General features: G+C 71.0%; 10 protein-coding genes. 4 read left to right on the forward strand and 6 right to left on the reverse strand.

Translation table 11 applies throughout. From position 1 onward, the window contains the following. Window positions 1–64 precede the first annotated feature (64 nt). From CIK71_RS07480 to CIK71_RS07495, 4 genes are all read right to left on the reverse strand, one after another. Window positions 65–940, reverse strand: a complete 876-nt coding sequence (locus CIK71_RS07480) for a sugar phosphate isomerase/epimerase family protein (RefSeq protein WP_096164576.1) — start codon at window positions 938–940, stop codon at window positions 65–67. A 58-nt stretch (window positions 941–998) separates the two neighbouring features. Then, entirely contained in the window at window positions 999–2,051 is a 1,053-nt protein-coding gene (locus CIK71_RS07485) for an alpha/beta hydrolase (protein WP_241963935.1), read from the reverse strand. A gap of 87 nt (window positions 2,052–2,138) precedes the next feature. Next, window positions 2,139–3,467, reverse strand: coding sequence for a BNR-4 repeat-containing protein (locus CIK71_RS07490; RefSeq protein WP_096164862.1), 1,329 nt, complete (start codon window positions 3,465–3,467; stop codon window positions 2,139–2,141). A gap of 53 nt (window positions 3,468–3,520) precedes the next feature. Next, a complete protein-coding gene (locus tag CIK71_RS07495; protein ID WP_096164577.1) occupies window positions 3,521–3,880 on the reverse strand; it encodes an L-rhamnose mutarotase in 360 nt (119 codons plus the stop codon). Between the two features lie 346 nt (window positions 3,881–4,226). On the opposite strand from CIK71_RS07495, the gene rhaI reads away from it, so the two are divergent. From rhaI to CIK71_RS07510, 3 genes are read left to right on the forward strand one after another with little or no spacing between them, the layout of a single operon-like run. Beyond that, window positions 4,227–5,405, forward strand: a complete 1,179-nt coding sequence (rhaI, locus tag CIK71_RS07500) for an L-rhamnose isomerase (RefSeq protein WP_096164578.1) — start codon at window positions 4,227–4,229, stop codon at window positions 5,403–5,405. A 2-nt stretch (window positions 5,406–5,407) separates the two neighbouring features. After that, a complete protein-coding gene (locus CIK71_RS07505; protein WP_096164579.1) occupies window positions 5,408–7,465 on the forward strand; it encodes a bifunctional aldolase/short-chain dehydrogenase in 2,058 nt (685 codons plus the stop codon). Further along, window positions 7,462–9,087, forward strand: a complete 1,626-nt coding sequence (locus tag CIK71_RS07510; RefSeq protein WP_096164580.1) for a rhamnulokinase — start codon at window positions 7,462–7,464, stop codon at window positions 9,085–9,087. The genes CIK71_RS07505 and CIK71_RS07510 overlap by 4 nt, the downstream gene beginning before the upstream one ends. On the opposite strand, the gene CIK71_RS07515 is transcribed toward CIK71_RS07510, so the two are convergent. Next, window positions 9,047–10,036, reverse strand: coding sequence for a LacI family DNA-binding transcriptional regulator (locus tag CIK71_RS07515; protein WP_158541911.1), 990 nt, complete (start codon window positions 10,034–10,036; stop codon window positions 9,047–9,049). The two genes, CIK71_RS07510 and CIK71_RS07515, sit on opposite strands and share 41 nt — an antisense overlap. A 108-nt stretch (window positions 10,037–10,144) precedes the next feature. Continuing rightward, the gene (locus CIK71_RS07520) at window positions 10,145–11,479 is read right to left on the reverse strand and encodes an ABC transporter substrate-binding protein (protein WP_245857387.1); all 1,335 of its coding nucleotides are present in this window, start codon (window positions 11,477–11,479) and stop codon (window positions 10,145–10,147) included. A 357-nt stretch (window positions 11,480–11,836) separates the two neighbouring features. Here CIK71_RS07520 and CIK71_RS07525 point away from each other — a divergent pair, with 357 nt between their 5' ends. After that, complete coding sequence (locus CIK71_RS07525; RefSeq protein ID WP_241963928.1) at window positions 11,837–13,273, forward strand: MFS transporter; 1,437 nt, start codon at window positions 11,837–11,839, stop codon at window positions 13,271–13,273. Window positions 13,274–13,276: the final 3 nt, after the last annotated feature.

A 13,276-nucleotide genomic window follows, 5' to 3' on the forward strand; every position in this document is an offset into this window, starting at 1 on the left:
CCTGATCGTGCATCAGTCCCTTCCACTCGCTCGTCCACCGTCCGCTCGCCGCCCGACTCCCGGATCAGGCGCCCGATGCCGCCCACGCCGGGTCCGCTGCACGCACTGCGGCGAGCGCCGGCCCGGCCTCGGAGGCGACGTCGGCCCAGGTGCACTCGATCGAGACGTGCCCGCGGTATCCGCCGCCGCGCAGCGCCTCCAAGAACTCCGCGAGCGGCCACTCCCCCTGACCGGGCGGGGTGCGGCCCGAGTCGGCGATGTGGGCATGCGCGACGCGGTCGGCCCGAGCCCGGATCACCTCGAGGGGCTCCCCCTCCCGCATGATGTGGAAGAGGTCCGCGACGACCCTGAGCTCACCCATCCCGAACTCATCGAGGAAGTCGATCGCCTCGGTCACGGTGTTGATCAGGTCGGTCTCCCCACGATGCAGGGGCTCGAGGACGATCTCGAGGCCATGCTCCGCCCCGACGTCGCGGGCGACCTCGACCGAGCGGGCGAACTGCAGGCGGGCAGCGTCCGGGTCGACCCCCTCGGGCATGCGTCGTGCTGCTCCGCTGCCCAGCACCACGGTGGCTCCCGGGCGGGCCAGATCGGCGGCCGCGCCGAGCGCGGTGCGCAGGTAGTCGCGGGTCGAGGCGAGCGGAAAATCGGGATCGGACAGACGCATCGCCCCCGGCACCAGCACGGCGAACGACGGGGAGGCCGCGCGCGTCCGCAGTGCGGTGTTCACCCGCCACCCGCCGACACCGCCGCCGTCGTCGACACCGTCGCCGTCGGGCATGATCACGTTGCCGACGATCGTGGGCTCGATGTAGTCCGCGCCCGCGGCGAGGATCGCGTCGACGTCCTGGTCAGGAGCGATGACTCCGTACTGCGGTGATCGCCCGTGCTTCGGTGACTGTCCGTGATGCGGGGACTGCCCGTTCTGCGGTGACTGCATGGATCCTCCTCGATCCGGGTCGGTGCGACGGTCGCACCGGTCCTGCCCGTGCAGCGGTTCAGAGTCCGCGCACCAGGTCCCCCATCCGGTCCATGGAGTCGCGCGCCTCCGCCAGTCCCACCCGGTTCAGATGCCCGTGGCACACGCCGCGGCGCACGACATACTCGACGTCCACCCCGGCCTCGCGCAGCTGCTCGGCGTATCGACGCCCGCTGACCCGCAGGTCGTCGTACTCATCGGTCTCGATATAGGTGCGCGGGAGCGCCGCCAGCTGGCCGGGGTCGGCGAGCCCCGGGAAGTCGTAGGGCGTCGCCTCCTGGAAGGGGCGCCCGAGGTAGTTGCTCGACATGGCCTGCATCGTCTCGAGGGGGAAGCGCACCATCGGCGGCGTCGCCGCGAGCGCCTGCGCCTCCTCGGCGTCGGGCTCGGGCCGCACCGGATGGGCGACGAGATACATCAGCAGCGAGGCGGCCGGCAGAGTGCCCTCGTCGGTCAGGCGCAGGGACGCCGCCGCGGCGAGGTTGCCGCCCGCGCTGGCGCCGCCGATCGCGACCCGGGCCGGGTCGATGCCGAGGGTGTCCGCGCTGCTCCGCGTCCAGGCCACGGCCGCGCAGACGTCGTCCAGCGGGATCGGTGCGGTCACGTGCTCGGGCCCGCCGGGGAACTCGCGGGCGGGGCTCCCGTCGAACCCGTCGCACAGCCGGTAGTCGACCGAGACCACGACGGCATCGGCGCGTCCGGCGACGCCCCGCGCCACATGGTCGCCCTCGGGCATGTCGAGGTCGCCGTGCACGAAGCCACCGCCGTGCAGCCACACCAGGCAGGGTCGTGGCCCGTCGGCCGAGGCCCGCGGGGTGTAGACGCGCACGGGGACCGGGCCGTGCGGGCCGGGGATCTCCCGGTCCTCGGCATCGACCGCCCACGTCTCCGGCGGGCCATACGGAGCGTCCCAGGCTCGATGCGCCTGTGCGTCGACGTCCTCCCAGGTGGCGGCATCGCCGAGGGCGTGCATCCGACGTTCCATCTCGAGGGGGCCGGTGGGGGTGGCCATCGCCTCCTCGGCGGGGTCACGGGGCGCGGGCCGGAGATCGGGGGAAGTCTTCTCTGTCATCGCGGGTCCTTTTCGGTGGTGCGGAGGGTGCGGGCGGGCCGGTGCAGTGGGCGGGCCCTGCGGACGGGGCTCTGCGGACGGGGCTCCTCAGCGCGGAGTGCTGCGGAGCACGACCTCGCAGTCGTAGTCCTGGGAGGAGCGCATGGTTCCGCGGAACCAGAGCAGATGAGTCGTGGACGGGTCGCCCGGGGCGACGATCGGGCGGAGGTTGTCGACCCCCGGGTTCTCGGCGGCATCGGTGAGCGCGGTCCATGCCCAGCGTCGCCCCTCGTCGGCGGTGTGTCCACGGAAGATCTCATGGTGAGCGAGGCGGGAGCCGTCGCGCGGGTCGATCGGGGTGGAGAGGTAGACGGTGTCGACGTCGTACGGGTCGATCGCCGCCAGCCCGGAATAGTCCTGCTCGTGCGGCAGCAGGCCTGGCCCGGCCTTCGCGAGCGGAGAGAGGGTCCACCGGCCGTCGGCGCCGAGCCGGGCATAGACGAAGCGCAGGTCCGGGACCGGGACGTTGCGTCCCAGATCTGCGCCGTCCGGTGCCGCCTGATGGTCGGCGCGGGCGGTCATCACCGCGGCCACCTGACCGTCCGCCTCGCGGATGTCCGTGGTCCAGGCGTGCCCCAGCCGCGCTCCCCCGACCTCCGTGCCCGCGGCGAGCACGGTGGTCAGCTCCGCCTGGTCCGGCGCGGGATCGGTGAACGGTTCGGCCTCCAGGGCGCGGCCGGTGCTGTCGCGGAGGCGGCCGCGCGCGATCGTGCCGTGGTAGATCGAGTTGTCGTGGTCGCGCGGGTGATGGTCGGTGACCAGCACGTGCAGGCTCCCGGGGCCGTCGGCGTAGCGGGCGTAGCCGTTGACGTAGCCGATCTTGGGGCGGTCGAACAGCTTACCGGCGTAGGCCCAGGTGTCCCCGTGGTCGTCGGAGACCAGGGCGCAGGGATCGTCGTTGACGGCCCGGGCGATGCAGTACAGGCGGCCGTCGATCTCGTGGAGGTTGGAGTAGGTGACGCCGCGGCCGCCGGTGTGCGCGGTCCAGTCGTAGGTGCGCTCCTCGCCCCAGCGGGTGGGGTCGCCGGGTTCGCTGATCCGCCAGTGGGTGAGGTCGTCGCTCTTGTGCCGGGCGTAGACCGCGAGCCAGCGGCCGTCCGGCCGACGCCACAGTGCGGGCACATCGTGATCGTCGGCCTCGAACCCGGGGTGCAGGGTCACCACCTGGGCGGCGCCCGACGCGAGATCCACGACCGTGAGATCGAGGTCCCCGCGACGCGCAACATCCTCAGGGGCTCCCCCGGAGGCGATGGAGCCGACGACGAGCAGCCCGGCCTCGGGGTCGACCAGCGCGCGCTCGTCCTGGAACCAGCACCAGGCGCCATCGGGGTTGATGACCTGCGGGGAAGGCGCGGACTGCGGGCTGCTCGGCCTCATCGGACTCATCGGGCTCCTTCGCTCGGGGACTGCAGTGCCAGGGGATCAGTGGATCATGCGAGGTGGAAGTACTGCGGCAGCACCTGCTTCTCGCCGCCGCCGGGCGCGAAGTACTCGGCCATCGTCGCCTCCCAGCGCGGGGAGATCGCGGCGCGACCCATGGCCTCCTGCGCGGCGTCGACGTCATCGGCCTCGAAGTAGCCGACGACCATGCCATCCTCCGGGCGCAGGAACAGGGAGTAGTTGCGCCAGCCCGCGGTGGTCAGCGCCTCGCGCATCTCCTCCCACACGTCCTGGTGGGCGGCGACGTAGTCGACCAGCCTCTCGGGGCGCACGTGCAGCAGGAAGCAGCAGCGATGCGGGCTGCGGGCGGGGGTGGTGGCGAGCAGGTGGTCAAGGTCAGCGCTGGTCAACGGGGCTCCTGCGGGGATGGCGTGAAGTCCGAGGGTTTCGTGGATACCCGGCTCATGCGCGCGAGTCTCGGGACTGGCCTCGGCGTGCACCCGCTGCCGCCCATCCTGAGTTCATCGACCGGCAATGTCAACCGCTTTCCCGCGCCACCCGCGAGCGGAACGCGGCGCGCCCAGCGCGCCCCCTCGGGCGTCGCCAGTGCCGCCTGGCACTTCCACCCAATGGCGTGATAACGTGGGTTGAGTCGTTTCAACTAGTGCGTGACACCCGCTGCGGCATGACATCGCACCACCCCGCCCGTCACCGTCGACCGGGTTCCGGCTCCGACGGAATCCTCGAGGAGCACCCATGACCACTCCCACCACCCTTCCCGCCGACGTCGCCCGGGATCTCGAAGAGTTCTCGATCGAGGTCCCCAGCTGGGGCTACGGCAACTCCGGCACCCGCTTCAAGGTGTTCGGCACCCCCGGCACCCCGCGCGACCCCTTCGAGAAGATCGCCGACGCCGCGCAGACCCACGCCTTCACCGGCTCGGCGCCGCGCGTCTCCCTGCACTACCCCTGGGACAAGGTCGAGGACTTCGGTGCCCTGCGCGAGTTCGCCGAGGAGCAGGGCATGACGCTCGGGATGATCAACTCCAACACCTTCCAGGACGACGAGTACAAGTTCGGCTCGCTCACGCACGGCGACAAGACCGTGCGGCGCCGCGCGATCGACCATCACCTCGAGTGCCTGGACGTCATGCGCGCCACCGGCTCGCACGAGCTGAAGATCTGGCTGGCCGACGGCACGAACTACGCCGGGCAGGATTCGATCCGCGCCCGTCAGGACCATCTCGCGGAGTCCCTCGCGGAGATCTACCAGGGACTCGGCGAGGGCGAGCGGATCGTGCTCGAGTACAAGTTCTTCGAGCCGGCGTTCTACCACACGGACGTCCCGGACTGGGGCACCAGCCTGCTGCACTGCCTGGCCCTCGGCGAGCAGGCGCAGGTCGTGCTCGACACCGGTCACCACGCGCCCGGCACCAACATCGAGTTCATCGTCGCCCAGCTGCTGCGCCAGAACCGCCTCGGCGCCTTCGACTTCAACTCGCGCAACTACGCCGATGACGATCTGATCGTCGGGGCGGCGGACCCGTTCCAGCTGTTCCGGATCCTGTTCGAGATCGTCCAGCAGGACGCGCACCGCCCTGCCGCGGGTGTGAACTTCATGCTCGACCAGTGCCACAACCTGGAGTCCAAGATCCAGGGCCAGATCCGCTCGGTGCTGAACGTCCAGGAGACCCTCGCCAAGACGCTGCTGGTGGATCGCGAAGCCCTCGCCGATGCCCAGGAGCGCCACGACGTGCTCGAGGCGAACACGATCCTCATGGACGCGTTCTGGACCGACGTGCGCCCGGCCCTGGCCGCCTTCCGCGAGGAGCGGGGCCTCCCGGCCGATCCGTTCGAGGCGTTCCGGGCGAGCGGCTACGAGGACAAGGTCGCCGCGGAGCGCGTGGGCGGCAACCAGATGGGATGGGGAGCCTGAGCATGACGACGCATCGCACCACGAACGCACGCGAGACGATCGACGCCCTGCTCCGCCGCTCGCACGAGCTGGGCGACGATCCGAGGAACACCAACTACGCGGGCGGGAACACGTCCGCCAAGGGCACGGACACCGATCCGGTCACCGGCGAGGAGACCGAGCTGCTGTGGGTCAAGGGCTCCGGCGGAGACCTCGGCACGCTGCAGGAGAAGGGCCTGGCGGTGCTGCGCCTGGATCGTGTGCGCGCCCTGCAGGACGTGTACCCGGGCGTGGACCGGGAGGACGAGATGGTCGCGGCCTTCGACTACTGCCTGCACGGCAAGGGCGGCGCCGCGCCGTCGATCGACACTGCCATGCACGCGCTCGTCGATGCCGCCCACGTGGACCACCTGCACCCCGACGCCGGGATCGCGCTCGCGACCGCGGCCGACGGCGAGCGCCTGACGACGGAGTGCTTCGGCGACGCCGTGGTGTGGGTGCCGTGGCGCCGCCCGGGATTCCAGCTGGGCCTGGACATCGCGGCGATCAAGGCGGAGCACCCCGCTGCGATCGGCTGCATCCTCGGCGGGCACGGCATCACCGCCTGGGGCGAGACCTCCCAGGAGGCGCAGGAGAACTCCCTGCGGATCATCGCCGAGGCGACCGAGTTCCTCGAGCGCACCGGCTCCGCGGAGCCGTTCGGCGCGCACGACGCCGCCCGGGAAGCACTTCCGGAGGCCGAGCGCCATGCGAAGGCGTCGGCCCTGTTCCCGGTGATCCGCGGCCTCGCCTCGACCGATGCCCCGATGATCGGGCACTGGACGGACACCGAGATCGTGCACGAGTTCCTCGCCAGCGAGAAGCTCGCGCCCCTGGCCGAGCTCGGCACCTCCTGCCCCGACCATTTCCTGCGCACCAAGGTGAAGCCCCTGGTCCTGGACCTCCCGGCCGACGCGTCGGTCGAGGACTCCGTGGCCCGCCTGACGGAGCTGCACGAGGCGTACCGCGAGGACTACTCCGCCTACTACGAGCGCCATGCTGAGCCGGACTCCCCCGCCCTGCGCGGTGCGGACCCCGCGATCGTGCTGGTCCCGGGCGTGGGCATGTTCAGCTTCGGTGCCGATAAGCAGACCGCGCGCGTGGCCGGCGAGTTCTATGTCAACGCCATCCACGTCATGCGGGGCGCGGAGTCGATCTCGACCTATGCGCCGATCGAGGAGTCGGAGAAGTTCCGCATCGAATACTGGGCCCTCGAGGAGGCGAAGCTGCAGCGCAAGCCCGCGCCCAAGCCGCTCGCCACTCGAGTGGCGCTGGTGACCGGGGGCGGCTCCGGGATCGGCAAGGCCACCGCGGCCCGACTGGTCGCCGACGGGGCCTGCGTGGTCATCGCCGATCTGAACCTCGAGAACGCACAGGCCGTCGCCGAGGAGCTGGGCGGACCGGACAAGGCCGTGGCCCTGCGGGCCGACGTCTCCGATGAGGCCGCGGTCGTGGAGGCGGTCGCCGAGGCTGTGCTCGCCTTCGGCGGCCTCGACCTGATCGTCAACAATGCCGGGCTGTCGCTGTCCAAGCCGCTGCTGGAGACCACCGCGAAGGACTGGGACCTCCAGCACGACGTCATGGCGCGCGGCTCGTTCCTGGTCTCCCGGGAGACGGCGCGAGTGATGATCGACCAGGCCATGGGCGGGGACATCATCTACATCTCCTCGAAGAACTCCGTGTTCGCCGGGCCCAACAACATCGCCTACTCGGCGACCAAGGCCGATCAGGCCCATCAGGTGCGGCTGCTCGCGGCGGAGCTCGGCAGCCATCAGATCCGGGTCAACGGCATCAACCCCGACGGGGTGGTGCGCGGCTCCGGCATCTTCGCCGGCGGCTGGGGCGCCAGCCGCGCGAAGGTCTATGGCGTCCAGGAGGAGGACCTCGGCAAGTTCTACGCCCAGCGCACGCTGCTCGGACACGAGGTGCTGCCGGAGAACGTCGCGAACGCCGTGTTCGCCCTGACCTCCGGGGACCTCTCGCACACCACCGGCCTGCACGTCCCGGTCGACGCCGGGGTCGCGGCCGCGTTCCTGCGATGAGCGGCGCCGTCCCGGCCCCCGGCCCACGACCTGACTACGGCACCAGCACCAGCACCGGCACCAGCAGCCCGTTCGCAGTCGCGGCGATCGATCTCGGTGCCACCTCGGGCCGGGTCATGCTCGGCGTGGTCGACCACGGTCGCCTCGAGCTGGTCCCGGCGCACCGCTTCGAGAACCGTCTGGTCCGGCGCGGCGGTCACCTGTGCTGGGATCTCGATGCCCTGTGGGCCGAGATCAGGCAGGGGCTGGCCGACGCCCATGATCTCGCCGTCGTGCGTGGACTGGGCCGCCTGTCCTCCATCGGCGTCGACTCCTGGGCCGTGGACTACGGCCTGGTCGGGCCGGACGCGGTCGGGGCCGACGGCACCCCTGTGCCGGGCTCCGGCGAGCGCCTCGGCGAGGTGATCGCCTATCGGGATTCCCGCACCGACGGGGTCGCCGACGAGTTCGCGCGGAAGGTCTCCCGGGAGCGACAGTTCGCGCTCACCGGGATCGCCCAGCAGCCCTTCAACACGATCTACCAGCTGCTGGCCGACGACCGCCTCGCGGAGCTGCCCGCGGGCAGCGCGCTGCTGATGGTGCCCGACCTCATCGGCTACCTGCTCACCGGCGAGCGCCGCACGGAGCTCACCAACGCCTCGACCACCGGGATGCTGTCGGTGACCGCCCGGGAGTGGGTCCCCGAGCTCCTGGAGGCAGCCGGCGTGGACCGCGCGCTGTTGGCGCCCCTGATCGCACCGGGCGAGCAGCTGGGCACGGTCCGCCCGGAGCTCGCCTCCGTGCTCGGCATCGGTGAGGCCCCGGTGATCGCCGTCGGCTCCCATGACACCGCGTCGGCGGTGCTGGCGGCCCCGGCCTCGCCGGCGGCCGCCCTCGAGAACGCCCCCGTCGCCTACATCTCCTCGGGCACCTGGTCCCTCATCGGGCTCGAGCTGGCCGGCGCGGTCCCCTCGGGGCCGGCCCTCGCGGCCGGCTTCACGAATGAGCGCGGCATCGACGGCACATTCCGCGTCCTCAAGAACGTGGCCGGGATGTGGCTGGTCAGCGAATCGATCCGGCAATGGGAGGACGAGGGCGCGCAGGTCGACCTCGGTGATCTGCTGGAGGCCGCCGCGTCGGTCCCGGGCGGCCGCTTCCGGATCGACCCCACCGATCCGGCCTTCCTCCCGCCCGGCCAGATGGCGGATCGGGTCATGGCCGCCGCCCGCCCGGTCACCGGCGAGCAGCACGGGGACCACGAGGACGGACCGGAGCGGCGCAGCGCCCACCCTCGCTCCCCCGCCGAGCTGGTGCGCTGCATCCTCGAATCGCTCGCCGAGACCTACCGCGACGGGCTGCACACCGCCTGCCGACTCGCCGAACTCCCCCTGCCGTCGCGTCTGCACGTCGTCGGCGGAGGCAGCCGCAACGCCCTGCTGAACCAGCTCACCGCCGACGCCCTGGGCATCGAGGTGGTCGCCGGCCCCATGGAGGCGACCGCGCTGGGGAACATCGCGGTGCAGGCCCGAGCTCTCAGTGCCGTTCCGTCCCCCGACGGCGCGATCCGGGAGCTCATCCGCGCGAGCGTGGACCTGGAGACGTTCAGCCCGTCGTCGACTCGCGCTCCACGAGCGTCGGCGTGAAGCTCACGTGCCGGGGCGAGGCGTCGGGATCGGCGATCTCCTCCTCGAGCAGGGCGAGCGCGGTGCGGCCCATGAGGTCGGCCGGCTGCGCCACCGAGGTCAGCGGCACCACGGTCGAGCTCGCGAAGGCGATGTCGTCGTAGCCCACCAGCGCGATCTCCTCGGGCACCGAGATCTGGTGACGGAAGGCGAACGCCTGCAGGACGCCGACGGCGATCAGGTCGTTCACGCAGAACACGGCGTCGGGACGCTCGGCCGCAGGGCGTTCGACGATGCTCATGCCGGCGGCGCGGCCCGCGAGCACGGTGAGGTCCTCCGCGTCGAGCACCTCGAGCTCGATCCCGGCGTCGGCCGCGGCGCGGCGTGCCCCGTGCAGACGATCCGCGACCTGCCGCAGATCCTGCCGGGCGGCGACCACGCCGATCCGGCGCCGCCCCAGCTCGGCGAGGTGCCGCACGGCGATCTCGCCACCGGCGATGTCGTCCACGCTCACCGAGGACCCACCGGTGGCGTCCCGGCTGCTCTCGACCAGCACCACGGGCGTCCCGCGTCGGCGGATCCCGTCGATGAGCTCCTTGGTGCCGCCGGTCGAGGCGAGCAGGATGCCCCGCACACGCTGCTCCTCGAACAGCGAGAGGTACAGCCGCTCGCGCTGCTCCCGGTTGCCCGTGCTGCCGGCGATCACTGCGAGGGAGGAGGACTCCGCGGCGGATTCGATGCCGCCGACGATCTGGCCGTAGAACGGGTTCGCGGAGTCCAGCACGATCGCGCCGACGGTGCGGGAGTGGCCGAGCTTCAGCTGGCGAGCGGCATCGTTGCGCACGTAGCCGAGTTCGGCGATCGCCGCCTCGACCCGTTCGCGACGGTCCTGGGAGACGATGTCCGGCCGGTTCAGGACGTTGGAGACGGTACCGACGGAGACCTCCGCGCGGCGCGCGACATCCTTCATGCTCACCAGGCGGTTCCCGGCCACTCCCCCACGCTCCTCGGCTCGACCTGACCGGCCCCGGGGCCGTGGGCTCCGGGACCGTGATCCGGTGACTGTATCGCGATCGCCTCAGCCCAGCAGACCCGATGCTTCGTCGATCACGGCGGCGCTCGCCTCCGCGGGCTTCTCCCGCCCGAACAGCACGTCCTCGACGTGCCGGGCGAGGGCGTCGTCGACGGCTCCGCCGCCGGGCGGGGTGAGCGGCGGCGCCTCGCCGAGCTCGTCCGCGATCGCCTCGATGAAGTCGACCGCCTTGAGATCGGAGTCGGTGAGCTCGGGGACGATCGCCTCGCGCACCTCGAGGTTCGCGGGCACTCCGCGCTCGGCGAGCAGGATCTTCCCGGCGTCGACGCTGTTGAGCAGCCAGTCGACGAGGGCCACGGCGTCATCCTGCTTCTGGGAGGTCGCGGCGACCGAGAAGTACATCGACGCCTTGTACCAGAGCTGGGCGTCGGCCGCGCTGCCGGTCATCGAGGGCATCCGCAGGATCACGACCTTCCCGTCGAGCGCGGCATCCAAGGTGACGACCTGGTTCGACCACTGCGCCTGGATCGCGCACTTCCCGACGGCGAACAGCGCCTGGTCGACGGACTGGCCCGCCTCCTCGACGGCCACGGACGCAGGCGGCGCCGCACCGCTGTCCTGCAGCTCGAGTGCGAAGTCCATCCACTTCTCGAGCTGATCGGCGGTGTACCCGACGCCGTCCGGGCCGAACCGGTCGGCCCCGAGCTGACGCAGGAACACGCTCAGCGGCGGCCCGCCCGCCGCACCGAACTGCTGCACCCCGTAGGTGCCCTCCGGGGTGTTCTCCGAGATCTTCGTGGCGATCTCCAGGAGGTCCTCCCAGGTCCAGGTGGTGTCGTCCGGCATGTCGACGCCCGCCGCCTCGAACAGATCGGGGTTCGCCAGCAGCACCGGGGCGTTGATCCCGGCGTTGACGGCGAACAGCCCTTCGTCGACCATGCCGGCGTCCAGGGCATCGGGGTCGATGCCGTCGGTGTCGAAGTCCGTGGTGGACAGATCCAGCAGGATCTTCCGGCTCGAGTACTCGGCGAGGTAGCCCTCGTCCATCTGGATGATGTCCGGTGCGTCCCCGCCGGCGACCTGCGTGGCGAGCTTGTCCCAGTAGCCGCTCCAGTCACCCGGCTCGGCGGAGACCGTGAGGTCGGGCTCGATGTCCTGATAGGCCTCCAGGGCAGTGCGGGTGAGCTCGTCGCGCGTCGTGTTGCCCCACCACGCGAAGCGGAGATCCCCCGACTCGGCATCCCCGGAGTCGCCGCTGCCCGCAGCGTTAGGGCCGCAGGCGGACAGCGAGGCGACGGAGACGAGCGAGGTCAGAGCGAGGGGCGCAGCAAGGGCGGCACGACGGGTGGGCAGGCGGACGAGCAGGCGGGAGGACGTCATGTGATCTCCTTCGATCGGCGAGGGCAGGGAGACCCGACCGGAGATTCCGCTGCGGGACTCTCGGGACTCTGCAGCGGGAGGTCGTCGGGGTGCACGGCTCGGACCAGGTCGGGCGCGAGTGCATCGTGACCGGAGTGCAGACACGCCGCTTGAAACGTGTAAAGCCCTTTCCGACCCCATGAATGCGGACCTGGCGCCTCGCATCTGCCGTACGGGTTGTGGGCCGGTCGAGCCGTTGCTAGTCTCGCCGGACACGATGTTGAGTCGTTTCAACAGATTTGGGTATCGCCGCAGGCCATAGAGACAGGACCGAGAAGCTGCGGCTCACGCCCTGCACCCGTTCGAAGGAGAACACGAGTGCGACCAGACCATTCGAGCCCGTCGACCGCCCATCCCTGGTGGGTGGCCCTGATCTGCGGAATGGCGTCGTACATCGACTCCGCCGCCATCGTCAGCTCCGGCACCGCGCTGGTGCTCTACCAGCACTCCATCGGGATCACCGAGGGCCAGATCGGCGCCCTCTCCGCGACCCTCACCCTGAGCATCGCCGTCGGCGCACTCACCGGAGGGCGGCTCGGCGATCGCTACGGGCGCCGTCGAGTCTTCCTCACCACGATGGCGATGATCGTCATCGGCTCGGCCCTGCTGGTGCTCGCGCCCGGGTTCGCGATGCTGATGGTGGGCATGATGCTCGTCGGTCTCGGCTCCGGCGCCGATCTCCCGGTCTCCCTCGCCTCGATCTCCGAGGCGGCATCGGACCACAACCGCGGTCGGCTCGTCGGCTTCTCGCAGATCCTCTGGTTCGGTGGGATCATCGGCGCGAACGTCTTCGGCATCATCGCTGGCGGCCTGGGCCAGCTCGGCGGCCAGATCATGTTCTGCCACGTCGGGATCGTCGCCCTGATCGTCCTCGCCGCGCGACTGAGCATCCCCGAGTCGACCACCTGGGCTAACGCCGACCGCGAGCGCCTCGCCGGCTCGGACACGATCCGCGCCTCGAGCACAGGCCTCAAGGACGTGCTCAGCCAGAAGATCTTCCTCATGCCGTTCCTCGCCCTGATCGGCTTCTACACGCTCACGAACATCGGCGCGAACACCGGCGGTCAGTTCGGCACCTACATCGGCGTGAACGTCGTGGGGATCACCGTGCAGCAACAGTCGCTGCTGGGCATCGTGATGCTCGGCGTCGGCATGCTCGGCGCCATGGTGTTCATGCGGATCGTCGACACCCCGCTGCGGATGAAGGTCTACGCCGTCGGCGCCGTCCTCCTGGCCGGCTCCTACCTGATCCCCGTGGTCTTCGGCTTCAGCCTGATCCCTTGGGTCGCCCTGAGCTTCTTCAACGCCATCGGCGGCGCGTTCGCTTTCGAGGCGATCATGAAGGTCTGGTCCCAGGAGTCCTTCCCGACCCTGCTGCGCTCGACGGTGCAGGGCTCCGTGATCGGCATCGCCCGGGTTCTCGCCGCCGGGGTCGCCCTTATTACGCCGGCCCTCATGAACACGCCGACGATGGCCTACCTGCTGCTCACGATCATCGTGACGGTCGGCCTCGTCTGCGGGTGGGTCGGGTTCCGACGCACCGGGTTCGACGCCTTTGCCGAGGAGACCCTCGACGCCTCCACGCTATCCGCCCCCGCAGCCGCCTCCGTCGGCGACACGAACCCCGGCGCGCATTCCGGTGCCGGCACCAGGACACGCACCGACCGTCGACGCCCTCCCCGCCCCGCTGCGCCGCATGCCGTTCGGCACGCACAGCTCTCCCCCACCACCCCATACGCCCCGACCGAGAGGTGACCC

The organism is Brachybacterium alimentarium, assembly GCF_002332425.1.
In the GTDB taxonomy this organism is placed as follows: domain Bacteria; phylum Actinomycetota; class Actinomycetes; order Actinomycetales; family Dermabacteraceae; genus Brachybacterium; species Brachybacterium alimentarium.